Source organism: Lentilactobacillus hilgardii, assembly GCF_009832765.1.
Lineage (GTDB): Bacteria > Bacillota > Bacilli > Lactobacillales > Lactobacillaceae > Lentilactobacillus > Lentilactobacillus hilgardii.
Genome location: NZ_CP047121.1, coordinates 1,473,615 through 1,499,986 on the forward strand (window position 1 = coordinate 1,473,615; position 26,372 = coordinate 1,499,986).

25 protein-coding genes are annotated in these 26,372 nt (G+C 39.0%); 24 read left to right on the forward strand and 1 reads right to left on the reverse strand.

Annotated elements, in window-relative coordinates:
• The first annotated feature begins 219 nt into the window (after nt 1-219).
• The 20 genes from rny to trxA all read left to right on the forward strand — a co-directional run bounded on the left by rny (nt 220) and on the right by trxA (nt 23,145).
• Nucleotides 220-1,803 (forward strand): ribonuclease Y, encoded by a 1,584-nt coding sequence (gene rny, locus GQR93_RS06850; RefSeq protein ID WP_202212595.1) that lies wholly within the window; start codon nt 220-222, stop codon nt 1,801-1,803.
• A gap of 88 nt (nt 1,804-1,891) precedes the next feature.
• Nucleotides 1,892-2,692, forward strand: a complete 801-nt coding sequence (locus GQR93_RS06855) for a TIGR00282 family metallophosphoesterase (RefSeq protein WP_003553669.1) — start codon at nt 1,892-1,894, stop codon at nt 2,690-2,692.
• A 109-nt stretch (nt 2,693-2,801) separates the two neighbouring features.
• Nucleotides 2,802-5,390, forward strand: a complete 2,589-nt coding sequence (mutS, locus tag GQR93_RS06860; RefSeq protein ID WP_159298830.1) for a DNA mismatch repair protein MutS — start codon at nt 2,802-2,804, stop codon at nt 5,388-5,390.
• Nucleotide 5,391: 1 nt separating this feature from the next.
• Nucleotides 5,392-7,347, forward strand: a complete 1,956-nt coding sequence (gene mutL / locus GQR93_RS06865) for a DNA mismatch repair endonuclease MutL (protein ID WP_003553671.1) — start codon at nt 5,392-5,394, stop codon at nt 7,345-7,347.
• A 75-nt stretch (nt 7,348-7,422) separates the two neighbouring features.
• Nucleotides 7,423-8,019 carry a Holliday junction branch migration protein RuvA gene (ruvA, locus tag GQR93_RS06870; RefSeq protein ID WP_003553673.1) on the forward strand — a complete coding sequence of 199 codons (597 nt, stop codon included), beginning with the start codon at nt 7,423-7,425 and terminating at the stop codon, nt 8,017-8,019.
• A gap of 13 nt (nt 8,020-8,032) precedes the next feature.
• Entirely contained in the window at nt 8,033-9,052 is a 1,020-nt protein-coding gene (gene ruvB, locus GQR93_RS06875; protein ID WP_003553676.1) for a Holliday junction branch migration DNA helicase RuvB, read from the forward strand.
• Nucleotides 9,049-10,107, forward strand: a complete 1,059-nt coding sequence (queA, locus tag GQR93_RS06880; RefSeq protein ID WP_003553681.1) for a tRNA preQ1(34) S-adenosylmethionine ribosyltransferase-isomerase QueA — start codon at nt 9,049-9,051, stop codon at nt 10,105-10,107. Before ruvB ends, queA begins: the two co-directional genes overlap by 4 nt.
• 19 nt (nt 10,108-10,126) lie before the next feature.
• Nucleotides 10,127-11,269 carry a tRNA guanosine(34) transglycosylase Tgt gene (gene tgt, locus GQR93_RS06885; protein ID WP_003553683.1) on the forward strand — a complete coding sequence of 381 codons (1,143 nt, stop codon included), beginning with the start codon at nt 10,127-10,129 and terminating at the stop codon, nt 11,267-11,269.
• A gap of 88 nt (nt 11,270-11,357) precedes the next feature.
• Nucleotides 11,358-11,747, forward strand: coding sequence for a preprotein translocase subunit YajC (gene yajC, locus GQR93_RS06890; RefSeq protein WP_003553686.1), 390 nt, complete (start codon nt 11,358-11,360; stop codon nt 11,745-11,747).
• A 98-nt stretch (nt 11,748-11,845) separates the two neighbouring features.
• Complete coding sequence (gene dinB, locus GQR93_RS06895) at nt 11,846-12,934, forward strand: DNA polymerase IV (protein ID WP_003553688.1); 1,089 nt, start codon at nt 11,846-11,848, stop codon at nt 12,932-12,934.
• A 170-nt stretch (nt 12,935-13,104) separates the two neighbouring features.
• Nucleotides 13,105-14,052, forward strand: a complete 948-nt coding sequence (locus GQR93_RS06900; RefSeq protein WP_003553690.1) for a DHH family phosphoesterase — start codon at nt 13,105-13,107, stop codon at nt 14,050-14,052.
• An 8-nt stretch (nt 14,053-14,060) separates the two neighbouring features.
• Nucleotides 14,061-15,422 carry a DEAD/DEAH box helicase gene (locus GQR93_RS06905; protein ID WP_159298730.1) on the forward strand — a complete coding sequence of 454 codons (1,362 nt, stop codon included), beginning with the start codon at nt 14,061-14,063 and terminating at the stop codon, nt 15,420-15,422.
• A gap of 268 nt (nt 15,423-15,690) precedes the next feature.
• On the forward strand, nt 15,691-18,333 hold the full coding sequence (alaS, locus tag GQR93_RS06910) for an alanine--tRNA ligase (RefSeq protein ID WP_035444744.1): 2,643 nt from the start codon (nt 15,691-15,693) through the stop codon (nt 18,331-18,333).
• A gap of 108 nt (nt 18,334-18,441) precedes the next feature.
• Complete coding sequence (locus tag GQR93_RS06915; protein ID WP_003553696.1) at nt 18,442-18,723, forward strand: IreB family regulatory phosphoprotein; 282 nt, start codon at nt 18,442-18,444, stop codon at nt 18,721-18,723.
• Nucleotides 18,720-19,154 (forward strand): Holliday junction resolvase RuvX, encoded by a 435-nt coding sequence (ruvX, locus tag GQR93_RS06920; RefSeq protein WP_003553698.1) that lies wholly within the window; start codon nt 18,720-18,722, stop codon nt 19,152-19,154. Before GQR93_RS06915 ends, ruvX begins: the two co-directional genes overlap by 4 nt.
• A gap of 3 nt (nt 19,155-19,157) precedes the next feature.
• Nucleotides 19,158-19,493, forward strand: a complete 336-nt coding sequence (locus GQR93_RS06925; protein WP_003553700.1) for a DUF1292 domain-containing protein — start codon at nt 19,158-19,160, stop codon at nt 19,491-19,493.
• 93 nt (nt 19,494-19,586) lie between these two features.
• The gene (locus tag GQR93_RS06930) at nt 19,587-19,853 is read left to right on the forward strand and encodes a cell division protein ZapA (RefSeq protein ID WP_003553702.1); all 267 of its coding nucleotides are present in this window, start codon (nt 19,587-19,589) and stop codon (nt 19,851-19,853) included.
• A gap of 19 nt (nt 19,854-19,872) precedes the next feature.
• Entirely contained in the window at nt 19,873-20,379 is a 507-nt protein-coding gene (locus tag GQR93_RS06935; protein WP_003553705.1) for a CvpA family protein, read from the forward strand.
• On the forward strand, nt 20,376-22,742 hold the full coding sequence (locus GQR93_RS06940; RefSeq protein ID WP_003553707.1) for an endonuclease MutS2: 2,367 nt from the start codon (nt 20,376-20,378) through the stop codon (nt 22,740-22,742). The genes GQR93_RS06935 and GQR93_RS06940 overlap by 4 nt, the downstream gene beginning before the upstream one ends.
• A gap of 91 nt (nt 22,743-22,833) precedes the next feature.
• Complete coding sequence (gene trxA, locus GQR93_RS06945; protein WP_003553709.1) at nt 22,834-23,145, forward strand: thioredoxin; 312 nt, start codon at nt 22,834-22,836, stop codon at nt 23,143-23,145.
• Between the two features lie 99 nt (nt 23,146-23,244).
• Here trxA and GQR93_RS06950 read toward each other — a convergent pair whose 3' ends face one another.
• A complete protein-coding gene (locus tag GQR93_RS06950; protein ID WP_003553711.1) occupies nt 23,245-23,757 on the reverse strand; it encodes a DUF2507 domain-containing protein in 513 nt (170 codons plus the stop codon).
• Between the two features lie 153 nt (nt 23,758-23,910).
• Between GQR93_RS06950 and murI the strand changes: the two genes are divergently transcribed.
• From murI to cbpB, 4 genes are read left to right on the forward strand one after another with little or no spacing between them, the layout of a single operon-like run.
• Nucleotides 23,911-24,705, forward strand: a complete 795-nt coding sequence (murI, locus tag GQR93_RS06955; protein WP_003553713.1) for a glutamate racemase — start codon at nt 23,911-23,913, stop codon at nt 24,703-24,705.
• Nucleotides 24,702-25,301 (forward strand): XTP/dITP diphosphatase, encoded by a 600-nt coding sequence (locus GQR93_RS06960; protein ID WP_003553715.1) that lies wholly within the window; start codon nt 24,702-24,704, stop codon nt 25,299-25,301. Before murI ends, GQR93_RS06960 begins: the two co-directional genes overlap by 4 nt.
• Nucleotides 25,298-25,807 carry a metallophosphoesterase gene (locus GQR93_RS06965; RefSeq protein ID WP_003553718.1) on the forward strand — a complete coding sequence of 170 codons (510 nt, stop codon included), beginning with the start codon at nt 25,298-25,300 and terminating at the stop codon, nt 25,805-25,807. The genes GQR93_RS06960 and GQR93_RS06965 overlap by 4 nt, the downstream gene beginning before the upstream one ends.
• A 27-nt stretch (nt 25,808-25,834) precedes the next feature.
• Nucleotides 25,835-26,335, forward strand: coding sequence for a cyclic-di-AMP-binding protein CbpB (gene cbpB, locus GQR93_RS06970; protein WP_003553720.1), 501 nt, complete (start codon nt 25,835-25,837; stop codon nt 26,333-26,335).
• The last annotated feature ends 37 nt before the right edge of the window (nt 26,336-26,372 follow it).

The following is a 26,372-nucleotide window of genomic DNA, read 5'->3' on the forward strand; positions in this document are numbered from 1 at the left end:
CAGGCATTATTACGACTCATGTATTTGATTTAACCGCTTTGGTTATTCTAATTAATCGGTTAATAATTTGTTGTATATAGCAATCAATTATTAGCCTGCAATAAGATGATTGACACTGCCCTCAACAAACATTAAAATTAAGGTTGTGTCAATAATCAAATAACATCTTATAATTGGTTTAGAAAAAAATCATTTTTATGATGATTTGGAGGTGAAGCCATGAGTATGGCTGGAATAATCCTCGCAATCATCGCTATTATTGTTGTTGGTTTTGTTGGTATTCTAAGTTTTCTAATCGGGAAGTCTGCACAGAAAAAGATCCAAAAAGCGAAGCTGGAGGATGCAAAGGGTTCTGTTAAATCAATTTTGGCTGATGCAAATAAGCAAGCTGAAACTGTTATTAAGGAAGCTACTTTGTCTGCTCAGGAAAAGAATCACCGCTACCGTTCAAAGATCGAAAAAGAATTAAAGCAACGGCGTGCGGAAATTCAAAAGCAAGAGGATCGGCTGCTGCAACGAGAGGAAGCTCTTGATCGAAAGGATAGCACTTTCGAGCGACGCGAAAATAGTCTAAATCGCAAAGAGCAGAAGATTAACCATGAACAACAGAATTTAGTTACACAACAAGAAAAAGCAAACTCACTTATTGAAGCACGTCAGACAGAAGTTGAACGGGTTGCAGGGCTTACTCAAGATGAGGCTCGCAATGTCATCTTAAAGGAAACCAGTGATCAATTGGCTGAAGAAAAAGCCAGAATGGTCAAGGAGAGTTATTATCAAGCTCAATCGGAAGCTGATAAAAACGCAAAGGACTTAATTGTTGAAGCGATTCAGCAAAGTTCTGCTGATGTCGTTTCTGAAACGACAGTTTCGGTCGTCAGTCTTCCAAACGAAGACATGAAAGGTCGAATTATCGGACGGGAAGGTCGAAATATCCGCACATTTGAGACGCTTACAGGAATTGATCTAATCATTGATGATACACCTGAAGCTGTTGTATTAAGCGGTTTCGATCCGATTCGTCGCGAAGTCGCCAAGATGACGCTTGAAAAATTAATCAAGGATGGCCGAATTCATCCAGCTCGCATTGAAGAGATGGTTGATAAGAGTCGAAAGGAACTTGATGAACGTATTCAAGAAATCGGCGAAGAAACACTTTTTGATCTGGGCATTCATTCAATGAGTCCCGAAATGATTAAAATGGTCGGCAGAATGAACTTTAAGATCTATCAAGGTCAGAATCTACTGGCCCATTCAACAGAAGTTGCAAAGCTTTCTGGGGCGTTTGCTTCAGAATTAGGTGAGGATGTTACTTTAGCTAAACGCGCAGGATTATTACACGATATCGGAAAGGCTGTTAATAATGGCGTTGTTCAAGGCTCACAGGTTCAAGTGGGCGTTGACCTCGCTAAAAAGTATCATGAAAGTCCAGTTGTAATTGACACAATTCAAGGTTATGAGGATGAGCATCAGCCGAAATACATTATTTCGGAATTGGTAGCAGTTGCTGAAAAAATTGCAATTTCTCGTCCTGGTGCACATAGCGAATCACTTGAGAGCTTTGTTCACCGTTTGGATAGTCTTGAAAAAATTACGGACGGCTTTGACGATGTACAAAAGAGTTACGCAATTCAAGCAGGAAGAGAAATCCGTGTCATTGCCAAACCCGACAATATCACTGACACGCAGGCGATAGTGCTTGCTAGAAGGATTAAACAAAAGATTGAAACTGAGATGAAATACCCTGGTCACATTAAAGTGACAGTTATCAGAGAAATTCGTTCAGTCGAATATGCAAAGTAAAAGATCAGGCTATCTGGTCTTTTTTCTTTTATAATAGATAATGTTAGAATTGTTTAAATACAAATATTAGAAAGTGTAGGATGATCTAATGCGAGTTCTTTTTATTGGGGATGTAGTTGGGGACAAAGGCGTTTCGATGATTGAAACCTATTTGCCTAAAATTAAGCAAGATGTAAAACCACAAGTAACGGTTGTGAATGGAGAAAATGCAACGCCTGTCGGCCGTGGCATTAGTCAAAGTATTTATAAACGTTTAATGAGTTACGGTGTTGACGTTGTGACGTTAGGCAACCATGCCTGGAGTAATAGTGAAATCCTAGACTTTATTGACGATACAAATCGGTTAATCAGACCGTATAATTTCCCGAAGAATGTTACACCCGGAAAGGGATATACATTGATTAACGTAAATGGCAAACAACTAGCTGTTCTAAATTTTCAAGGTCGCGTTTTTATGGATAATTTGGACGATCCTTTTTCCTTAGCAAACGATTTAGTAAACAAACTTAATAAAACAACAAATTGTATTTTTATGGATTTTCATGCGGAAGCTACTAGTGAAAAATTGGCAATGGCCAGATATCTTGATGGAAAAGTGTCGGCTGTTGTCGGCACTCATACACATGTTCAAACGAATGATGCTCGAATTTTGCCACAAAAAACAGCATTTTTAACAGATGTAGGTATGACTGGACCAGCCGATGGCATGCTGGGCATGAAGCCGGATAGTGTCATTTCAAGATTTTTAAATCAACGTCCAGCCAGATTTCAAGTATTGGAAACAGGCCGTGGCATTCTTTCCGGTTGTGTGATTGATATTGATGATAAAAGTGGTCACGCAACGTCAATCAAAACGATTCTTTATACGGATGATCAGGTGATTGGCTAAAGAAGCTGCTTTTATTAGCGAATAAACAAAACATAGTATAAAATGAAATTTATTTCATGGTCTTTAAGGGGCGTTACAATTGGCAAAAACACAAACACAAACAACACCAATGATGGTGCAATATCAAAAAATTAAAGATCAATATCCTGATGCATTCTTATTTTATCGATTAGGAGATTTTTATGAACTGTTTAATGATGATGCAATCAAGGGATCACAGTTATTGGAATTGACATTAACTAATCGTTCTCGGAATGCTGAAAATCCGGTTCCAATGTGTGGCGTTCCACATAAAGCAGCTCAAAACTATATTGATATTTTGGTGGATCAGGGATATAAAGTTGCTATTTGCGAACAGATGGAAGATCCAAGGTTAACCAAAGGAATGGTCAAGCGAGCGGTTATCCAGCTTGTGACGCCTGGAACGCAGGTTGATGTCGGCAGTCAAAATGCAAAGAGTAATAATTATTTAACGGCGGTCACTTATGATCAAGATAATCGAGTGTTTGGGTTTTCTTATGCAGATCTTTCAACAGGTGAGCTGAAAGTTGCTAAATTGGATACACAGGCTGAATTGATTAATGAGCTCGTGTCACTTCAAACTAAGGAAACGGTTGTTGGTAGCCGTTTTCCAAAAACAATTCTTGAAACTATTCAAAAATTAGGAATTTTGATTTCTCACCAAGAAGCGTTACCGATTAATGCGTCTGTCAGTTACCTAAGTCAAGACGTTGATAAGGAGCCTCTGAAGCAAGTTGTTAAGATGCTGCTGGATTATATTCAAACAACTCAGAAACGCAGCCTACAGCATTTAAAACATGCTGTCGTGTACGAGCCGTCGGACTTCCTTGAACTGGACCACAACTCACAATATAATTTGGAATTGACACGAAATATCAGGACCGGCAAAAAGGGCGGTACACTTCTTTGGCTGCTTGATCAAACTAAAACGGCAATGGGCGGTAGAAAGTTAAAGCAATGGATAGAAAGACCATTGGTAAACAAATCAAAAATTTCCGAACGACAGGATGCTGTTGGCGTTTTACTTGACCATTATTATGAACGCAGTCAGCTTCAAGATGAATTAATTAAGGTTTATGATCTGGAACGGTTAGCTGGACGAATTGCATTTGGCAGTGTTAATGGCCGCGACTTAATTCAATTAAAAACGTCACTTCAGCAAGTTCCAAAAATTAAATACATTCTTGAACAGATTGCTGATAATAGTTTTAAAGATATGCTGAAAGACTTGATACCACTGGATGACATTGTAGATGAAATCTCTCGATCAATTATTGAACAACCTCCAATATCAGTGACCGATGGCGGTGTTATTAAAGATGGATTCGATGATCAGCTTGATAAGTATCGTGATGCTTCAAACAATGGTCAAAAATGGCTTGCAGAGCTTGAGGCAAAAGAACGTCAAGTTACGGGCATTAATAATTTAAAAGTTGGTTTTAACCATGTCTTCGGATATTATATCGAGGTAACGAAGGTCAATTTAAATAAGATTCCTGAAAATCGTTACCAACGTAAACAAACGTTGGCGAATGCCGAACGGTTTTCAACTCCCGAGTTAAAGGAAAAAGAAGCATTAATTCTTGAGGCTCAAGAGCAAAGCAAGACGTTGGAATATAAACTATTTGTCCGGATTCGTGATGATATCAAAAAATCGATTAAACGAATTCAAGCATTGGCCGATGCTGTTGCTTCAATTGATGTTCTTCAAAGTTTTGCCAATGTTAGTGAAGAATACCGGTTTATCAGGCCAACATTGACTAATGATCATCGGGTTAAAGTAATTGATGGTCGGCATCCAGTCGTTGAAAAGGTGCTTGGTCATCAACAATACGTACCTAATAATGTTGACATGGGAGAAGACACCAGTGTGTTACTTATCACCGGACCAAACATGTCTGGGAAGAGTACGTATATGCGTCAGATGGCACTTTGTGTCATTATGAATCAAATGGGGTGCTTTGTACCTGCCAAAAAGGCGACTCTACCGGTTTTTGATAAAATATTTACACGAATTGGTGCGGCTGATGATCTTATTTCCGGTCAAAGCACGTTCATGGTTGAGATGAAAGAAGCCAATGATGCTATTGAAAATGCCACACCAAACAGTTTGATTTTATTCGATGAAATTGGTCGAGGAACAGCTACTTATGACGGAATGGCACTTGCCCAGGCAATTATTGAGTATGTTCATAATAATATCGGTGCCAAAACACTATTTTCAACTCATTATCATGAACTAACCAGTTTGGATGAATCTTTAAAACAACTTCAGAACGTACATGTTGGTGCAACTGAATCAAATGGGGAACTTGTCTTTCTCCATAAAATTCAACCGGGACCAGCGGATAAATCATATGGTATTCATGTTGCCAAGTTGGCCGGCTTACCAAATGGATTATTAAAACGTGCCAATCACATTTTAACTGACTTGGAAAAGAAAGATGACCAACCCGATAAGATCAATGCAACACCATCTAAGCAAAACCATGACGAACGTGTTAAAACTAAACAAGCGGGAGAAGAAGAGCAGATCTCATTATTTCCTATGGAGCAGGTAGATGATAACCAGGAAGAGGTTGTTGCCCAACTCAAGAACCTGGATTTAATGTCAAAAACACCAATGCAAATAATGAATCAGGTTTATAAATGGCAGCAGAAGATAAACAGAGAGTAAGGTGGTCGATTTGAAACAAATTCATGAATTACCAGCCATACTTGCAAACCAAATTTCGGCAGGAGAAGTGGTCGAACGGCCAGCTTCTGTTGTTAAGGAATTAGTTGAAAATGCGATTGATGCTCACAGTACCGAAATAGATATAACAGTTGAGGATTCCGGACTAAAGGTCATTAAGGTTGTGGATGATGGTGATGGGATTGATAGTTCTCAGGTTCAAACTGCTTTTTTGCGTCATGCAACCAGCAAAATTACAGAACAGCGGGATCTTTTTCGAGTACGGACACTTGGATTCCGTGGTGAGGCACTGCCCAGCATTAGTTCGGTATCGAATGTTGAGCTGAAAACGTCAACCGGGTCTGTTGGAACAGAAGTTGTCTTCAAGGGTGGCAAATTTATTTCACAGCAGGCTTCTGAATCAAGAAAAGGGACTACTGTGATTGTCAGTTCTTTGTTCTATAACACACCCGCCAGGCTAAAATATTTAAGTTCTCCCAATACGGAGCTTTCCAAAATTTCTGATATTGTGAATCGACTGGCTTTAAGCCATCCCGAAGTTTCGTTTTCATTTATCAGTAATGGCCGTGAACTTCTTCGAACATCCGGCAGGGGAGACCTGCTTCAGGTTTTAGGCGCGATTTATGGCGTAAAAACCGTTTCGAAAATGCAGCCCATTAAATCAAAGACCCCTGATATTTCGATTGATGGTTATGTCAGTTTACCTGAGTTGACCCGTTCAAGTCGAAATTACATTTCATTGATTTTAAACGGTCGCTATGTTCGAAATTTTCCACTGACTAAGTCTGTTATCAACGGATATGGATCCAAACTGATGATTGGGCGTTTTCCAATTGCGGTTGTTAATATTAGTGCAGATCCTGCATTAATAGACGTAAATGTTCATCCAACCAAGCAAGAGGTTCGAATTAGTGAAGAACCAAAAATAGGCGGTATGCTTTCCAATGCTATTAGGGAAATGCTGGCAGATAAACAATTGATTCCTGATGCAACAAGGGATTTCAAAAAGTCATTTGCACCCAGTGATCAGTCGATCAACTATTCGAAATCAGTCATTCAATCGATACCGGAAGAACAACCTTTGTTTGCTGTGAATTCAAAACCTGTTGTTTCAACAAAGCAGCAAAATGAAGTTGATCCAATTGTGATCAAGAACCGCGACGATTTGCAAAGCCCAAGGGTAGCTAAATTGGATTCATTGTTGTCCTCTGAAGCTTCATCGGTACCAGTGTTTGATGAGAGCGGCTTTGGGGTAACTGCTAAAGTCCAACCAAAGAACCCTGTTCAGGTAACCAAACCGGAACAGGAGGAACTGGTGGTTGAAACCGGTTTTCCAGATCTTCAGTATATTGGTCAGATTCACGGCACCTATTTAGTCGCTGAAACGCCTAGTAATATGTATTTAATTGATCAACATGCAGCACAAGAACGAATCAATTATGAATATTATAGAAAGGCAATTGGCGAGGTAGGTCGTGCGCAGCAAAAACTGTTGGTTCCGATCGTTTTGGACTATTCAACTTCTGATTTCTTATTAGTGAATGAAAAGATTCCCCTGCTTAATGAGCTCGGCATTCATCTTGAACAATTTGGGCAAAACAGTTTTATTATCCGTGAACATCCAATGTGGTTCAAGGCCGGTCAGGAAGAATCAACCATTAAAGAAATGATCGATTGGATCTTGTCTGATCATCGATTGTCAGTTGCAGCTTTCAGGGAAAAAACCGCTATTATGATGAGTTGTAAACGGGCCATCAAGGCAAATCATCATCTTGACGAACGGCAGGCCAAGGCACTTCTAGCAAAGTTACCTGAATGCGAAAACCCTTATAATTGCCCACATGGACGTCCAACGTTGGTTAAATTTACAAATGAAGATATTGAAAAAATGTTCAAACGAATTCAGGATCCTCACCATACTGATGAAGAAATATTATAATTTAGTGTCGAGTCTGGTGCCAACTTATGATACAATTTATTAGCAAACATACGTTTTAATGAAGAGGAAAAGTAAATGTACGAATTTATGGATGGACAAATTGTCGATATTACGCCGGCATATATCGTGTTACTTGTAAATGGTATTGGGTATTTAATATATACTGCTGATCCGTACAGATTCAATGTTGATCAGAATAAAACGATTCGAGTATACGTTTATCAGTCGGTTAGTGATTCAGCCATTTTACTTTATGGTTTTTATGAAGCAGATGATAAAAAGCTTTTTGAAAAGCTGATTGCTGTTTCCGGAATTGGGCCTAAAAGTGCTTTGGCAATTTTAGCCGGCAACGACCGTAGTGGTTTAGTTTCGGCCATTAGCAATAAAGATGTCAAATTTTTAACAAAATTTCCGGGAGTCGGCAAAAAAACGGCTCAGCAAATTATTTTGGACCTTCAAGGGAAGGTTGGGGATTTATCGCAGATTGTGCAAGCACGTTCTGGTCAGAGTGCTTCAGAGCAGTCTGATGAGCTTCGGGATGCAATTTCTGCGTTGGAAGCCTTAGGGTATTCTGCCAAACAGATCGATGCAATCAGGTTAGAACTGGGTAAGGATAAAGCACTAACGACCGATGAATATCTAAGTCTTGGACTTAAGTTATTGATGCATTAGGAGGTGTAACTGGTTGGATAAAGATGACCGAATTGTTTCACCGGAAAATGTGAATGGCGATGAGAACAACATTGAAAAAACATTACGTCCACAAACCTTGGGTGACTATATTGGCCAAACAGATGTAAAAAATGAATTAAAAGTCTACATCAAGGCGGCTAAGCAACGCGAGGAATCATTAGACCATGTTTTGCTATACGGGCCACCCGGTCTTGGGAAAACAACGCTTGCAATGGTTATTGCGAATGAAATGGGTGTCAATATTCGGACAACGACCGGTCCAGCAATTGATAAACCGGGTGATTTATTATCACTGTTAAATGAATTAAATCCTGGCGATGTTCTATTTATTGATGAAATTCATCGACTTCCAAAGGTAGTCGAGGAAATGCTATATTCAGCGATGGAAGATTTTTTTGTGGATATCATTGTCGGTCAAGGATCGGGTGCACATCCGGTTCACTTTCCACTACCTCCGTTTACGCTAATTGGCGCAACAACGCGAGCAGGTATGCTCTCAGCACCTTTACGCGATCGGTTTGGAATTGTAGAACATATGAACTATTACGAAGTGTCGGATCTGGAAGAGATTGTTCAGAGAACTGCCGGTATTTTTCAAATTCCCATTTTAAAATCCGGTGCGCATGAAATTGCACTTAGATCACGAGGGACACCTCGAGTAGCTAATCGTTTGCTAAAGCGTATTCGTGACTTTGCACAAGTTTTTGACAAAGACAGTATTGATCTTGAAATTGTTCGATATGCCTTGGAAAAGTTAAAGGTTGATGACTTGGGGCTCGACGCAACTGATATTAAATTATTACGAACAATGATTGATTATTATGATGGCGGTCCGGTTGGGTTAAAAACATTGGCTGCAAACATTGGCGAAGAAACAGATACAATCGCAGAAATGTATGAGCCTTATCTGCTTCAAATTGGTTTAATCAAACGAACAGCACGTGGTAGAAGAGTTACGCCAAAAGGCTATGAACATTTGCATTACCCAAATAATCCTGATAACTTGGTATGAAAGGAATTGGAACCTTGAAAACAACTTACACTTTAGAAGATTTTGATTATAAACTACCTCACGAACTTATTGCACAAACCCCGATTAAAGATCGTGACGAATCGCGCTTGTTGGTTTTGAACAAAGAAACGGGTGATATGCAGGATCGTCGTTTTTACAATATTATTGATTATTTGAATCCTGGGGATGCTTTGGTTATGAATGACTCCAAAGTCATGCCTGCCAGAATTTATGGTGTCAAAAAGGACACCGGTGCCCACATTGAAGTCCTTTTACTTCATAACATTGATGGGGATCGCTGGGAAACATTGATGAAACCGGCCAAGCGTGCCAAGGTGGGGACGGTTATTGACTTTGGTGAGGGTCAATTACAAGCAGTTGTAACAAAAGAACTGGATCATGGTGGTCGAGAAATTGAATTCAAGTATGAAGGAATTTTCATTGAAATTCTTGAAAGACTTGGTGAAACACCTTTACCCCCATATATTAAAGAGAAGTTGGACGATCCTAATCGTTACCAGACCGTTTATGCCAAGGAAATGGGGTCCGCTGCGGCACCAACAGCCGGTCTACATTGGACTAAGGAACTGCTTCAAAAAGTAGCCGATAAGGGTGTTCATTTAGTTTATTTAACACTTCACGTTGGCTTAGGGACATTCCGGCCGGTTGAAGAGGACAATATTGAGGATCATAAAATGCATAGTGAGTTCTACCGTCTTTCGGAGGAAGCCTCAAAAACGTTAAACGACGTCCGGAAAAACGGTGGTAAAATTGTTGCCACTGGGACAACTTCAATTCGAACGCTTGAAACGGTAGGCACTAAATTTAACGGTGAAATCCGGCCTGATTCAGGTTGGACTGATATTTTTATCAAACCCGGATATCAATGGCAAGTAGTTGATTCCTTTATTACCAATTTTCATCTTCCAAAATCGACACTTGTTATGTTAGTGGCATCTTTTACCGGCCGTGAAAACATTTTGAACGCCTATCAACATGCTATTTCTGAAAAATACCGATTCTTTAGTTTCGGCGACGCAATGTATATTCATTAGGAATTCTAGGAGGATTTGTATGCAACCAGCGATCAGTTATCGCTTGATTAAAAAAGAGAAACACACGGGTGCTCGACTGGGTGAAATTACGACACCGCATGGGACATTTAGAACGCCTATCTTTATGCCGGTCGGAACTCAAGCAACTGTTAAAACACTTGCGCCTGAAGAATTGAATGACATGGGAGCCACTATTATATTAGCCAACACCTATCATCTTTGGTTACGCCCGGGTGAGGATATTGTTAAAGAGGCTGGTGGTCTTCATAAATTTATGAATTGGGACCATGGTATTTTAACCGATTCAGGTGGATTTCAGGTTTTTTCATTAGCTAAAAATCGTGATATCACTGAAAAAGGTGTCACTTTTAAAAATGAAATTAATGGTGACAGGATGTTTTTATCACCTGAGAAGGCAATTCAAATCGAAAATGATCTTGGCCCTGATATTATGATGAGCTTAGATGAGTGTCCGCCCTTTTTTGAGACATATGATTATGTTAAAAAATCAGTTGAACGGACCAGTCGATGGGCGGAACGCGGATTAAAAGCACATCGAAATCCTGATACTCAAGGACTTTTTGGAATTGTTCAAGGAGCCGGTTTTGAAGATTTACGAAAACAGTCAGCCCAAGATTTGGTTAGTCTTGATTTTCCCGGTTATTCGATTGGTGGACTCTCGGTCGGAGAATCAAAAGCAGAGATGAATCGTATTTTGGAAACGACAACACCGCTTCTACCTGAAACAAAACCTCGCTATTTAATGGGAGTCGGCGCGACGGATTCTTTAATTGATGGTGTGATACGTGGCATTGATATGTTTGATTGTGTTTTGCCAACCAGAATTGCAAGAAACGGGACTGTCATGACCTCTCATGGACGATTAGTTGTAAAAAACGCGCAATATGCTCGCGACTTTCGACCATTGGATGATCAGTGCAATTGTTACACTTGTCGAAATTATTCTCGTGCTTATATTCGCCATTTGATTAAGTCCGGTGAAACATTTGGCTTACGTTTAGCCAGTTATCATAATTTATATTATTTGATTCACTTGATGAAGCGCGTTCAACAAGCCATTATGAATGACAATCTTTTGGACCTACGAGCAGAAGTTTTTGAACAATATGGTTATAATAAAGCAAATGCTAAAAACTTTTAACTATGGACGGTTGACTAGTTATTTGGTAAAGTATTCTTATGGAAAGTGTGGGTGAAAAATATTGAACAGTTCTGTTTACTCAATCTTAATGATTGTTGTTTTATTTGCGTTGATGTATTTTTTAATGATTCGTCCGCAGAAAAAGCAGCAACAAAAGCGTCGGGATCAATTATCAAAGATTAAACCTGGTGATCAAGTTGTGACAATTGGTCGGCTTCATGGGGTAATCGATGAGATTAATGAGGCAGATAAGACCGTTACTCTTGACTGTGATGGTATCTACCTTGTGTTTGATCTGAGTGCTATTGCCCAGGTTAAGCAACCAGCAGTTACTGCACCAGCCGCTTCAGCAACTGCGACTGAATCAGCTAATGCCTCTGGAAACCAGTCTGACGATAAGACTAATGAATCAAATTCAGATCAAACTGATCAAAAGCCGAATAGTTCAGCTGATGATTCTAAGACTGAAGACAAGTAAAGTAAAAGGGTTGGTGGCAGAACAATGTTTTGTGCCAGCCGTTTTTTTCGGAGTGTCAAGAACATACGTTTGACAGCTGTGGGGAGAGGGTTGAACCGATGGGGACAATTTTTCGAAAAATTATTCATGTTGATATGGACGCTTTTTATGCGTCCATTGAAGAACGCAAAGATCCTAGACTTAAACTAAAACCTTTAATTGTTGCCAAGGATCCAAAGTTAACAGGCGGACGGGGAGTTGTATCTACTGCTAACTATGTTGCGCGGAAATATGGTGTTCATTCTGCGATGAGCGTTCAAAAAGCCCTTGAGTTATGTCCCAAGGCAGTCTTTCGATTTTCGGGGTTCGAACTCTACAGGGCAGTTTCAGAACAGATTCACCAGATTTTTCATGAATATACGGATATGGTTGAATATGTTGCTCTTGATGAGGCCTACCTTGATGTTACAAAAAATAAGCGTCATTTAGACGATCCAATTCAAATTAGTCGAATGATCCAATCTGAAATTCTACGTCGAACAAAATTAACTTGTTCGGTTGGTATTTCTTATAACAAATTTCTTGCCAAAGAAGCCTCTGACTATGCGAAACCATTTGGACTGACAATTATTCAACACAAGGATGCCCTTGAATTTTTAAAACGGTTACCAATTGAAAAATTTCGTGGTGTCGGTAAAAAGACGATTCCTAAGATGCACCTTTTGAAAATTAACAATGGTGTTGACTTATTGTCATGGTCACAAATGGATTTAATAAATGAATTTGGCAAGTTCGGCTATGTTCTTTACGAACGTGCACGTGGGATTGATGATCGACCAGTTGAATATCAGCGGATTCGTAAATCAATCGGTAAGGAAAGGACGTTTGGCCCGGAGATTGATAACCAAAATCAAATAGATGATCATCTCATGCGAATTGCGGAATTGGTTGCTTCAGAAATGAAGAAAAAGAAAAAGCACGGGAAAACGCTGGTTCTCAAAATTAGATATAAAGACTTTTCCACTTTTACAAAACGGGTGACCTTAGATAATTATATAAAAAACAATCCGGATGATTATTTTTCGTTAGCGAGTGATCTGTTAGCTGAAATGCCGGATATTGCAACCGGAGTACGTCTGCTGGGAATTACGCTCACCAACTTAGCAGACCTGAATTATGAAAATATTGTTTTAGATTTGTTCCACTGAGAAATGATGTTTATATGTCTAGCCATTTAGTGTATACTGAAGTGTTCGAGAAAAAATAAGTTGATAGGATTTGACTGAAGTTAGATGCAATTTTCAACGACTTTCTAGCTTACTTAATTGATTTTTGTCTAACATCGCTCAATCTAACTTAAATATAAGGAGTCTAAGTAATGTCCGTTCAAGAACAAATATTAAATCAAATAAAGCAATATAAAACAATTATTATTCACCGTCATAAACGCCCGGATCCAGATGCAATTGGGTCACAAATGGGACTAGCAGAGATCATTCGAGCTTCTTTTCCTGATAAGCAAGTATTTTGTGCTGGTAAAAACTTTCCCGGTTTTAAATGGTTGGGAACGGCTGACGAAATTTCCGATGATCAATATAAAGACGCTTTGGTAATTGTTGTCGATACAGCCAATCAGCCTCGTATAGATGATGACCGCTACACAAAAGGAAAAGCGTTAATTAAAATTGATCATCACCCAAATGATGACCAGTTTGGTGATCCGATGTGGGTGGTACCGGAAGCTTCCAGTACTTCAGAGCTCATATTTGACTTCTTTGATATGTTTCGTCCGGAATTAAAACTCTCTGATGAAGGTGCTCGGCTTCTTTATGCAGGCATTGTTGGTGATACAGGACGGTTTATGTATCCCTCTACGTCGTCACACACACTTGAAGTTGCTTCAAAATTGACGACTTATCGCTTTTCAGCAAGTGATGTTAATCAGGCAGAGGATGAAATCGATATGCCACTTGCCCGCTTATCTGCTTATGTTTATGAGAATCTGAAAATACTCAAAAGTGGCGCAGCTTACCTAATTTTATCAAATCAAGTTTTGAAACCGTTTGGACTTGGTGATGAAAGTACGTCTTCCATCGTGCCGTTGCCGGGTCGAATTAAAGAAGTCTTGTCATGGGCAATTTTTGTTCAACAAAAAGAAGGCGATTATCGAATTCGACTTCGCTCAAAGGGTCCAGAAATTAACGAGCTTGCTAAGAAATATGGTGGCGGTGGTCATCCACTTGCAAGCGGTGCAGTGGTTGATAATGATGACCAGATTAAACCTTTTATTCAAGATCTGGATGACTTGGTCAAAAACAGTAAATAGGAGATCTTATGACACAATTTTCAGAGTTTCATTTAAAGCCGTTTATTTTAAATGCATTAGACGACTTAAAATTCACTAAGCCTACACCTGTCCAAGAAAAACTGATTCCGGTTATCTTGCAGCATAGAGACGTTGTTGGCCAATCCGCAACCGGAAGTGGAAAGACACATGCATTTTTGTTGCCAATTTTTAATGATATTGACCCCAAAATTGATGAAGTTCAGGCGGTTATTACAACACCGAGTCGTGAATTGGCATATCAAATTCTTGATGCTGCTAAGCAACTTGCCAAGTTTAGTCCGGATCCAATTTCAATCGGCAGTTACGTTGGCGGAACTGATAAGAAACGACAAGAGGATAAATTAAAAAAAGAACAACCCCAACTAATTGTTGGCACTCCCGGGAGGGTTTGGGATCTGATCAAAAACGGTGGACTAGATGTTCATACTGCCTCCAAACTTGTCATTGACGAAGCTGATATGACGTTGGATATGGGCTTTTTGGACGTTGTTGATCATATTGCCGCCAGTTTTGGTAAACATGTTCAAATGATGGTTTTTTCGGCAACTATTCCTCAAAAAATAACGGTTTTCCTGAAAAAGTATATGGATAATCCGGTTATTGAAGAAATTCCAGTTTCCTCAATTATTAGTCCAACGATTGATAATTGGTTGATTTCAACTAAGGGACAGGATAAAAACCAGTTGATCTATCATTTATTGACAGTTGGTGAGCCGTACTTGGTTTTGATCTTTGCAAATACTCGAAAACGTGTTGAAGAGTTGACGGAATATTTACGGGGACAGGGTCTAAAAGTTGCAATGGTTCATGGTGGTGTGAAGCCTCGTGAGCGAAAGCAAATTATGAAACGAATTAAAAATTTAGACTTTCAATTCGTTGTAGCAACCGATTTGGCTGCCAGAGGGATTGATATTGAAGGTATTTCACAAGTGATCAATGATGATATTCCAACTGAAGATCTGGAATTTTTTATTCATCGCGTTGGTCGAACTGGACGTAATGGTATGTCTGGGACTTCAATTACCTTGTATTCTCCCGATGAAGAAAAAGAAGTTGAGGAACTTGAAGGCATGGGCATTCATTTTAAACCCAAAGCGCTGAAAAATCATGAAATTGTTGACACTTATGATCGAAGACGTCGCCAAACTCATCGCAAGAAACGGGAAAAACTTGATCCAACAATGATTGGGTTGATTAAGAAAAAGAAGAAGAAAATAAAACCCGGTTATAAACGTCAAATTAAGATGTCAATTTCCCGAAAGGAAGAAATGGATAGACGAGTGTCAAAACGTGAGGAATCTCGGGCAAAACGTAAACAACGTAAGCAAAGTTCCAAGCGATATAAGTAAAATTCGATTGACATCAATTTCACAAAAAAGTATACTTTTAATGTCTTAAGAATATGCCAAGTATGATTGATTTTCAGAAACGTTTTGGTTGATGAGAAAAACGATTTGATCAATTTGGTGCTCTCTTAATTCACTTACAATTAAACACAAACTCTATTTTTAGAGATAAAGTGGTTACGATCAAACATCGTTGCAATCAGAGTGGTACCGCGTCAATCGGCGTCTCTGTTAGCAACGGTGTTTTATTTTGTTTAAAGGAGATATTGGGATGAAAACCTTAAGCAGTAGTCAAATCAGACAAATGTTTTTAGACTTTTTTCAAGAAAAGGGTCATACTATTGAGCCCAGTGCATCACTAATTCCGGTTGATGATCCAACGTTACTTTGGATTAACTCCGGGGTTGCTACTATGAAGAAGTATTTTGATGGTTCTGTTGTGCCAAAGAACCCTAGAATGACTAGTTCACAGAAAAGTATCCGAACTAATGATATTGAGAATGTCGGAAAGACACCTCGTCATCATACATTATTTGAAATGTTGGGAAACTTTTCAGTTGGTGACTATTTTAAAAAAGAAGCAATTGCTTGGGCGTTCGAGCTTTTAACGTCACCAAAATGGTTTGGCTGGGATAAGGATAAACTTTACATGACTGTTTATCCAAAAGATACGGATGCTAAAAAATACTGGGAAGCAGTTGGTGTTTCGCCTGACCACATTATTGAAATCGAAGATAATTTTTGGGATATCGGCCAGGGTCCTTCCGGTCCGGATTCTGAAATTTTTTATGATCGTGGTGCTGATTTTGATGAACTTGCTCCTGACGATCCTGAAAATTACCCTGGTGGTGAAAATGATAGGTGGTTGGAAGTTTGGAACATTGTTTTCTCACAATTTAATCACACACCACAGGATACGTACGAACCACTTCCACGTAAGAACATTGATACCGGGATGGGGCTTGAACGTGTTGTCTCAATTTTTCAGCATGCCAAGACCAATTTTGAGACCGATTTATTTTTGCCCATGATCAAGAAGACCGAAGCGTTTAGTGATCATAAAAAATACGGTGTTAATAAACAAGATGATGTTGCTTTTCGAATCATTGCCGATCATGCCAGAGCAATTACGGTTGCGATTGGTGATGGTGCATTACCTTCAAATGTCGGACGGGGGTATGTTATCCGTCGTTTGATTCGACGTGCAATTGTGAATGGACAACGTCTGGGAATTAACGCCTCTTTTCTTTACAAATTGGCACCAGTTGTTGGTGAAACTCTGAAGTCATACTATCCTGAAGTTCTTGAGCAACGTGACTACATTGAAAAGGTTATTAGATCAGAAGAAGACCGATTTAACGAAACCTTAGCAGATGGATTGAAATTACTTCATGACGTCATTGCCGATACCAAGGCTGAATCTAAAAATGAAATTGATGGCCCAACAGCTTTCAAACTTTATGACACTTATGGATTTCCATATGAATTAACCAAGGAGGAAGCTTCCGAAGTTGGCTTAGGTGTCGACAAACAAGGGTTTGAAGTTGAGATGCACAAGCAAAAGGAACGCGCACGTAATGCACGCAGCGGTGCCAAATCAATGGGTGTTCAGCGAGATCTATTAGTTAAGGTGAAAGACGACAGTGAGTATGTCGGTTATGACACACTTGATGTTAAAGATGCCAAATTAATCGATATCGTTGAAAATGAAAAATTGGTTTCTGAATCAAAAGCGGATACAATTGAAGTCATTTTCGACAAGACACCGTTTTATGCTGAAATGGGCGGTCAGGTTGCTGATCGCGGCGTTATTTTAGATGAAAACGGTGATAAGGTCGCAGACGTGATTGACGTTCAACATGCACCTAATGGTCAAAATATTCATACGATCAAAACTCAAGAGTCGCTTGTAAAGGGACAACGGTATCATTTAGTGGTTGATAAGTTATTCCATAGTCGAGTTGAAAAAAATCACACAGCAACCCATTTACTGGATCAGTCATTAAGAAATGTATTAGGTGGCCATACCCAGCAAGCTGGTTCTTTAGTTGAACCTGGGTATTTACGTTTCGATTTCAATCATTTTGGTCAAGTAACCGATGAAGACTTACAAAAAGTTGAACAAATGGTCAACAAGCAAATCTTTAAAGAAATTGACGTCAAGACAGTTGTGACTGATCCTAAAACTGGTAAAAAAATGGGTGCAATTGCATTATTTAGTGAAAAATATGGTGATAAAGTTCGAGTTGTCAGCATTGGTGATTTTTCGGTTGAATTTTGTGGGGGCACCCACGTTAAAAATACTCGGGATATCGGTTTATTCAAGATAGTTTCTGAATCCGGTGTTGGTGCCGGTGTTCGACGAATTGAGGCTGTGACGTCAAAAGATGCATTTAAATTGTTAAACACTCAAGCTAGTGAATTAAAACAAATTTCCGATAGTTTAAAAGTGACGCAATTAAAAGACGTACCTACTCGAGTTGAACAGTTACAAGATGAAATTAAAAACCTAAAGGCAAAGCAGGATTCTCTTGAAGCCAAACTTGCTGGACAACAGGCTGAATCAGTTTTCAACCATAAGCAAGAAGCTGGACAATCTACCATTATCACAGGTATTATCAAGGATGCAGGAATGGACCAGTTGCGTCAATTAACGGATACTTGGAGATCCAAAAGGTTATCAGATGTTTTAGTACTTGGTACCGGAAGCGGTCAAAAAGCAAATCTAGTTGTTGCCGTTTCAGATAATAAGATAAAAGATGGTATTAAAGCGGGAGATTTAATCAAATCAATCGCTTCAAACATTAAAGGTGGCGGTGGTGGCCGCCCTAATATGGCGCAGGCTGGTGGAAAGGATCCATCAGGATTGGACAAGGCGATGAAGGCCGCAGTCGAATGGCTGGGTAATAAGTAATTATTACATCAGGATTACATGTCGGTTACATTCGTTCACTTGATTGTAGTTTCATCAATAATCAGTTAAAATTAATACAAATGACCTTACGTCATAGAGGTGAATTGTATGAGTTCGTTAGATAAGACCATGTTTTTTAATTTCAATGAGGATCAGCCAAAAGATGTTCGAGATACGCTCTTGACTGTTTACAAAGCGTTGGAAGAGAAAGGTTACAATCCATATAATCAAATTGTCGGGTATTTGATCTCCGGCGATCCTGCCTACATTCCACGTAACCTGGATGCTCGAAATTTGATTAGAAGACATGAACGTGATGAGATTATTGAAGAGTTGGTTCGGTTCTATCTTGATAACCATCCAAACGATTCAAAAAAGGGTGAACAATGAGATTAATGGGATTAGATGTTGGCTCTAAGACAGTTGGAGTTGCAGTCAGTGATTCATTGGGTTGGACTTCTCAGGGGGTTGAGATCATTCCGATTGACGAAGAAAACGGCGAATTTGGGCTAGAACGAGTTGCCCAGTTGGTTGACAAGTATGAAGTCGATGGATTTGTTGTTGGCTTACCGAAGAATATGAATAATTCTTTAGGGCCAAGGGCAGAAGCTTCCGAACAGTATGGAGACCGATTAGAAAAAAAGTTCAAACTTCCTGTAGATTTTGAAGACGAACGTTTAACAACGGTTGAGGCGCAACGAATGCTTACCGAAGAAGCGGATATTTCACGTAGGAAGCGTAAAAAGGTCATTGATAAGTTAGCTGCAGGATTAATCCTACAGAATTATTTAGACCGCAAAGGAAAATTAACTAGAATATGAGGTATGCAAAATATGGCAGAAGATCCTACACAACAACAAATTACGTTAGTTGATGACAACGGCGAAGAAACACTCTACGACGTTTTATTCACTTTCAAGTCAGAAGATTTCGATCGTTCGTACATCTTGATTTACCCAGCAGGCAAAAAAGATGATGATGAAGTTGAAATTCAGGCATACGCTCTACCTGCAGGTGATGATCCAAGTGATCCACAAGGTGGGGAACTTCAACCTATTTCGACTGACAAAGAATGGGATATGATCGAATCTGTTTTGAATACTTTTTTGGGTAAAGATGGTGACGATCAAGACAGTGCCGACGATAGTGATAATCAGTAATTAAGTATTTGGAAATATCATTGTGATTGAAGGATTGAGTACAAAGATTTTGGCTCAGTCCTTTTTAGTTGAGTATTTTTAGGATGTGATTTAATGTCGAAAGACGAAAAACGACGATTTAAGACAACGATTGGCGGGAAAAATTATACTTTGGTTGGTAAGGGTTCGGATGAACATTTACAAGCCGTTTCGGATCTTTTAAATGAGCAATTGAAACAGTTGCGTCAATTAATGCCAAATATTTCTGATGAACAGCGATCGATACTGGTAGCATTTAACGCAATTTCCAAACAGTTCGAATTAGAAGAACAACTGGCAAAGGGACAGTCCCAAAGCGCTCAATCTCAAGAATCGGAGTGATCGTTGAGTGATACTGAATATGATTATATTACTAATCCTAGCGATTGGCTTTCTTACCGGCTGGAGAAAGGGATTTGTTGTTGAGGTATTAAATCTGATTGGATTTATTGCTTCAATGACAGCCGGTGTTTTATTTGCAGGACCGATTGCGGCGTTTGTTAATCAATTCATAGATCGATCAGGAGGCAGTAATAGCGCACATTTGATGATTAAATTATTCATTTTTGTTGTGCTATTTTCGCTCGTTTGGCAGGTGATAAGAATACTTCGGCGGGTATTAACCCCAGTTACCAAGTTACCGTTAATCAATCAAGCAAATGCAATTTTGGGTGGCGGTATTAATTTGATTACAAAGTATCTGGTGATTTTTGTGATGTTGAATGTTTTGATTCTTTTACCAAGTCAGGGAATTCAAAATCAATATCAACAATCTGCCGTTTCACAATGGATTGTCAGACAAACTCCTGTTTTATCAGAAAAATTAGCCAATTTTTGGACTTCAAATTCAAATGAGGAAGGTATATGAACGAAAAAGTTTTAGAAACACTAGAATATAACAAAATTAAGGATCAACTGGCCAATTATTTAACGACCGATCGTGGCCGTGAAATTATTGATCAACTTCGTCCAAGCTCAAAATTTGAGGAAGTTGATCATCGCCTTAAAGAAACAGAAGATGGGGCAAATATCGTTCGTTTACAAGGCGAAATTCCAATTCCCAAATTAACTGAAATCTCTCCTTATATGAAACGTTTAAGAATTGAAAATGCTTCTTTGAGCGGCACAGAACTGTCCCACATTACAAAGCTTTTGAGAGCTGTTAGAACCATTAACGATTTCTTTGATAATTTTCAAGATGAAGATGTTAATTTAACCGTTGTTTCTCAAATTGTGTCGCAATTGACGTTAATGCCGGAAATTACCAAACGAATGGTTCAATCCATTAATGACGATGGCAGTATTTTGGATACAGCATCTTCGGAACTAAGAACGATTCGCCGAACAATTAATCGAACACAAAATGATATTCGGTCACGGATGGGAAAATATCTCAAGGGGTCGGATTCTAAATATTTAACTGAATCCATCATTACAATGCGAGAAGACAGGTTCGTTTTACCAATTCGTGCAGATTATAAACAACATTTTGGCGGAATTGTTCATGATCAGAGTGCTTCTGGTCAAACGCTCTATGTTGAGCCCAGTAACGTTGTCGAGATGAATAATCAGTTAAGACGGGATCAGCTTGCCGAAAGGGCAGAGGAACGTCGAATATTAGCTGAACTAACAGATCTTATTCGGCCATATCGATCCGAATTATTAAACAATATGAATTTGGTCGGTCAACTTGATTTTGTAAACGCAAAAGCAAAGTTTGCTCATCAAATCGGGGCAGTGCAGCCGGAAATTTCACGCGAGAATGTGGTTAATTTAAGGCGGGCCAGACACCCATTAATTGCTCGAGATAAAGCAGTTGCAAATGATATTCAAATTGGTGATGGGTATCGTACCATTATCATTACCGGCCCCAATACCGGCGGTAAAACAATTACGCTTAAGACTGTTGGGTTATTACAGTTAATGGGACAATCAGGATTATTTATTACTGCTAACGAAGAGAGCCAAATTGGCGTATTTGATGACGTTTTTGCAGATATTGGTGACGATCAGTCAATTGAGGCCAATCTCAGTACATTTTCTTCGCATATGGATAACATTATTTCGATTCTAAATGGCATGTCATCCCAAAGCCTGATTCTTTTAGATGAACTGGGAGCCGGCACAGATCCTAAAGAAGGAGCTGCCTTGGCAATGGCAATTATCGATGCCATTCATCAAAGTGGCTGTGAATTGATTGCAACAACCCATTATCCTGAACTAAAGGCCTATGCATATAATCGCTCGGGAATTATCAATGCCTCGATGGAGTTTGATATTGAAACGTTACGACCAACCTATCGTTTCTTGATGGGAATTCCGGGACAAAGTAACGCACTTAACATAGCTAGTAAATTAGGGCTTTCAAAAGAAATAATTGAGAAAGCGCGGGCTTTTACAGATTCTGAAAATCAAGATATTAATAACATGATTGATGAATTGACTGCACAAACCAAGCGGGCGCATGATGAAGCTGATCAACTTGATGAGCAATTGACTGATTCAACTAAACTCCATGATGACCTTCAAAATCAATTTACCCAATATCAGAATCAAAAGGATCATTTACTTGAACAAGCACGCGAACAAGCCAATCAAGTTGTTGAAAAGGCAAAAATCAGTGCTGATAAAATCATTGCTGATCTTCACAAAAAGCAACAGCAAGTTGGTCAAAGCGCCATTAAAGAGAATGAATTAATCGATGCCAAAGGTGCACTAAACCGACTTGAAGTGACCCCTAACCTTAAGAAAAACAAAGTTCTTCGAAAAGAAAAAGCTAAGCATGATTTTCATCCCGGCGATGAAGTATTGGTTAAGTCATATGGGCAACAAGGGACATTGATTCGCCAGGAAAAAAATGGCGCTTGGGAAGTTCAACTCGGAATTTTAAAAATGCAAATTGATGAAAACGACTTGGAAAAAGCTGCACCCGAGAAAAAAGCTAAGCAGAAGTATCAAACCCAGGTTTCACGGACGCGTTCCAGTGGTATGTCGCCGACACTTGATCTAAGAGGCCATCGTTATGAGGAAGCAATGTACGAGCTTGACAGGTATATTGATTCAGCTTTGCTAGCCGGCTACCCATCTGTTACAATTATTCATGGGAAAGGCACAGGCGCGCTTAGAAAAGGTGTCACCGAGTACCTTAGGAGTAATGCCAGAATAAAAAGTTTTGGTTATTCGGCTCCTAATGCTGGGGGAGACGGTTCGACCGTTGTGAAGTTTAAATAGTGTGAAGGATTTTTTTAAAACGACATACAATTGGTTGCTTTTTACTATAAAATTGTTAGTATAAGACTATTGAAAGATTGGAGTGTTTGGTATGGTAAAAGAAACAACAGATCAAACTTTTGAAAATGATACTGCCAAAGGTGTTACTTTGACTGATTTTTGGGCAACTTGGTGCGGTCCTTGCCGTATGCAGTCACCAGTTGTTGAAGAGCTGGCTGATGAATTGGACAACGTTACTTTTAATAAGATGGATGTTGACAAGAATCCGGATACCCCTTCTAAATTTGGGATTATGAGTATTCCAACACTCCTTATTAAGAAGGATGGTCAGGTTGTCGATACCGTCGTTGGCTATCATCCAAAAGAACAGTTAAAGAAAGTTTTAGCTCAGTATACAGACTAATTTTATCAAAAGAAAAAGGCTGGACAAATTTGAGAACCCCTAAAGTAAAGAACTTTGGGTGGTCATCTCATTTTTGCTCCAACCTTTTTTGTATACCAACTATTCATTGGATGAATCTTCAGATTCAGGATGTTTTATTTTGAAAAGACTGTTGGCCTCTTGATCGTCAACCGGTTTGTCTTTTCCAAGAAATGTACTAATTAGCACGATTCCCTTGGAAGGATTGGTTTTTGTGATCTCTGCTTCCGCTGTCTGATCTGCAATATACTGGCAGCTTTGAGCAATAAACCCGGTTTCCAAGTAAAAATCCGGATCGTCGAATAAATCTAATCTTTTTTTGACAATGTCACCACTTAATTGCCAGTTAAGTTGACCGCTGCTCTTCTTGAGTAAACTTAGATCTCCCAGTTTAAATTGGGTGAAAAATGCGATCAAGTCATCGTAATTTGCTAAACGATGGCTTCGAGATAAATGTTTACCAGCCCAGTATGAAATTTCATGATTATCTGATCCTAGAATGCTTGGTAATAGGTCATCCCTAATTAATGCTTGACCCAACAAATTAGCCATTTGTGGGTCCTCTACGATTGTACTGTACGTTTCATTATCCATTTTTTAATCTCCATCAATGCAAATTGTCATAAATTTATTATACAATATATTTAGCAAATCTGTTTTGTTTGTCAACTATCGCAAAAAATAATTAAACTGATAATTGATAAAAGGGAAGAAGGAATTGACGTGGATAATCGGCCAATTGGCGTAATGGATTCTGGGGTTGGTGGTCTAACCGTACTTAGGGAAATTGTCAAAATTCTCCCCAATGAATCATATATATTTGTTGGGGATCAAGCTAATCTGCCATATGGCCAAAAGAGTCCTGAAACTGTCAGGAAACTGACTAAAAGAATTGCTGATTATATGTTGAAACAGAACGTGAAGATGTTTGTTATCGCCTGCAACACTTCTACTGCTGCTTCATTGGATTATTTAAAAAAGATCTTACCGATTCCGGTCATAGGCGTTATCGCACCAGGTGCAGAGTCAGCTGTTGCGGCAACAAATAATAACAAGATCGGTGTCATTGCTACAAACGGAACGGTTAACTCGGGCGTTTATCAAAGAATTATTAAAAGCCTTGATCCAAAGAGCGATGTTTATTCATTAGGATGTCCAGACTTTGTAACAATGGTTGAGCATGGTGATGCCGGTAGTGAGTTAGCCAGGGAAAAAGTAAGTCATCAACTAGCTTATTTTCATGATAAGCCTATTGATACACTTGTGCTCGGCTGTACTCATTTTCCGGTATTGGAAACCGAAATAAAAGATGCTGTCAATTCAGGGATTAATTTGATAGATCCTGGTATTTCAACCGCTAAAAATGTTGCTGACTACCTGCGGTCACATCATCAAATGAGGGATTCATCTCAATCCCCGCAAATAAAATCATTCTTTACCACAGGCAATCAAAATGAATTTACAAAAATTGCCGATCAATTGTTAGGCAAAAGAATCACAGCCGATCACCTTAGTTTGGGAAAGGAAGATGTTATTAGTTGAAAAAGCCATCGATAATTGTCATTGCATCAAAAAATGCGAATAAAGTAAAGGAATTCGACGAAGCGTTTAAGGGTACCGACATCAAAATTGAATCTTTGAAAACTTTTAGTAATGTTCCAGATGTTGAAGAAACAGGGCAAACGTTCGAAGAAAATGCTTTTTTAAAGGCATCTGCAATAATGGCGTTTACAAAACTGCCGGTAATTGCAGATGATTCCGGTCTCGTTGTCCACGCTTTAAATGGCCAGCCGGGGGTTCATTCTGCACGTTATGCAGGAGATCATGATGACGATGCCAATAATGCAAAACTTCTTAAAGAAATGCAAAATAAGACCAATCGGGATGCCTATTTTGAGTCAGTTCTGATATATTTAACACCAGAAGGAGACAAAGTTATTTCAAAGGGACGGGTGAACGGTCAAATTTTGCGAGCTCGTCGTGGGTCTAATAATTTTGGATATGATCCTTTGTTTTATGTTCCGGAACAACAGTTAACCTTAGCTGAAATGTCAACCCATGATAAGAATGCGATTAGTCATCGGGGACGAGCCATTCGTCAGTTAATTGGCCAATTAAATGAGCGGTGGGATAGTTGAAAATACTTGTAGTCAGTGATAATCACGGTGATCGTCAAATTGTTTGCGACTTAATGACACACTACGATGGTGAAGTCGATGGCTTTTTCCATTGTGGTGATTCAGAATTTGATTCAAACGATCCCTTGATTTCTAGAATGCATATTGTTAGAGGCAATATGGACCATGCTGCCTTTGCTGAAGATGAAATAAGTAAAATTGATGGGAAAACAATTTTGTTGACCCATGGACATCTACACGGTGTTAACAGTGGGCTACTGACATTAGAACTTTTTGCTAAGAGTAAAGAGGCCAATATTGTTTTGTTTGGCCATACTCATCAGCTTGGTGTCACTCAAGATCAAGGGATTTTGTTTGTTAACCCTGGAAGTATTTCCCTGCCTCGTGGTCAATATGCTTATATAGGCGGCACTTACGCAATTATCAGTTCAAAAAACAATAAACTTGTTGTTCAATATTACGATCGAAAATTCAATGCGGTTGATGAGTTACGATTTAGCTTCTGATCAGTTGAAAGGAAGGTCATTTTTTAGATGATTGACAAGCCAATTGAAACGGTGATGCGCCAAAGCAAGCGAGATATTTTAATTCCCGCTGATCTGGTTGCGACCGTCAATGAAGATAACAATTTACAGCATGCATTTCTTGTATTAACAAAAGTGAAATATGCAAAGATTCCAGTGCTTGATAATGATAATCATTTTAAAGGGTTGATTTCTTTATCGATGATTACAGAGCAGATGCTATTGGATACTGGAATTACGACTCGACCTTTGGATAGTATGAAAATAAAAGAAATTATGCAAAAAGATGTTCCGACGATTTATGAACGGGAAAATTTAGAAGTGATTTTAAGACATCTGGTTAATGAAAATTTCATTCCATACGTTGATCATGACAATAAATTTTTAGGGATTATTACACGCCGAGAACTGTTTAAAGAAATTAATTTCCTTGCACATAACTTCTCAAAACGTTATGTGGCATTGCCGGTTTACCATGAAAAGACTGTGAGTCAGTCTGCTGCGCAGTAACGCTACGTTCAGAAACTACGATTAACAAAATTTAAAA

Excerpts from the sequence above, each read along its gene's own strand:
- mutS (WP_159298830.1), top strand. The coding sequence starts at position 2,802 with ATGATGGTGCAATATCAAAAAATTAAAGATCAATATCCTGATGCATTC.
- ruvX (WP_003553698.1), top strand. The coding sequence starts at position 18,720 with ATGAGATTAATGGGATTAGATGTTGGCTCTAAGACAGTTGGAGTTGCA.
- GQR93_RS06915 (WP_003553696.1), top strand. The coding sequence starts at position 18,442 with ATGAGTTCGTTAGATAAGACCATGTTTTTTAATTTCAATGAGGATCAG.
- GQR93_RS06855 (WP_003553669.1), top strand. The coding sequence starts at position 1,892 with ATGCGAGTTCTTTTTATTGGGGATGTAGTTGGGGACAAAGGCGTTTCG.
- rny (WP_202212595.1), top strand. The coding sequence starts at position 220 with ATGAGTATGGCTGGAATAATCCTCGCAATCATCGCTATTATTGTTGTT.
- GQR93_RS06940 (WP_003553707.1), top strand. The coding sequence starts at position 20,376 with ATGAACGAAAAAGTTTTAGAAACACTAGAATATAACAAAATTAAGGAT.
- GQR93_RS06930 (WP_003553702.1), top strand. The coding sequence starts at position 19,587 with ATGTCGAAAGACGAAAAACGACGATTTAAGACAACGATTGGCGGGAAA.
- trxA (WP_003553709.1), top strand. The coding sequence starts at position 22,834 with ATGGTAAAAGAAACAACAGATCAAACTTTTGAAAATGATACTGCCAAA.
- GQR93_RS06950 (WP_003553711.1), bottom strand. The coding sequence starts at position 23,757 with ATGGATAATGAAACGTACAGTACAATCGTAGAGGACCCACAAATGGCT.
- dinB (WP_003553688.1), top strand. The coding sequence starts at position 11,846 with ATGGGGACAATTTTTCGAAAAATTATTCATGTTGATATGGACGCTTTT.
- ruvA (WP_003553673.1), top strand. The coding sequence starts at position 7,423 with ATGTACGAATTTATGGATGGACAAATTGTCGATATTACGCCGGCATAT.
- queA (WP_003553681.1), top strand. The coding sequence starts at position 9,049 with ATGAAAGGAATTGGAACCTTGAAAACAACTTACACTTTAGAAGATTTT.
- murI (WP_003553713.1), top strand. The coding sequence starts at position 23,911 with ATGGATTCTGGGGTTGGTGGTCTAACCGTACTTAGGGAAATTGTCAAA.
- yajC (WP_003553686.1), top strand. The coding sequence starts at position 11,358 with ATGATTGTTGTTTTATTTGCGTTGATGTATTTTTTAATGATTCGTCCG.
- GQR93_RS06935 (WP_003553705.1), top strand. The coding sequence starts at position 19,873 with ATGATTATATTACTAATCCTAGCGATTGGCTTTCTTACCGGCTGGAGA.
- GQR93_RS06905 (WP_159298730.1), top strand. The coding sequence starts at position 14,061 with ATGACACAATTTTCAGAGTTTCATTTAAAGCCGTTTATTTTAAATGCA.
- GQR93_RS06900 (WP_003553690.1), top strand. The coding sequence starts at position 13,105 with ATGTCCGTTCAAGAACAAATATTAAATCAAATAAAGCAATATAAAACA.
- GQR93_RS06925 (WP_003553700.1), top strand. The coding sequence starts at position 19,158 with ATGCAAAATATGGCAGAAGATCCTACACAACAACAAATTACGTTAGTT.
- cbpB (WP_003553720.1), top strand. The coding sequence starts at position 25,835 with ATGATTGACAAGCCAATTGAAACGGTGATGCGCCAAAGCAAGCGAGAT.
- alaS (WP_035444744.1), top strand. The coding sequence starts at position 15,691 with ATGAAAACCTTAAGCAGTAGTCAAATCAGACAAATGTTTTTAGACTTT.
- tgt (WP_003553683.1), top strand. The coding sequence starts at position 10,127 with ATGCAACCAGCGATCAGTTATCGCTTGATTAAAAAAGAGAAACACACG.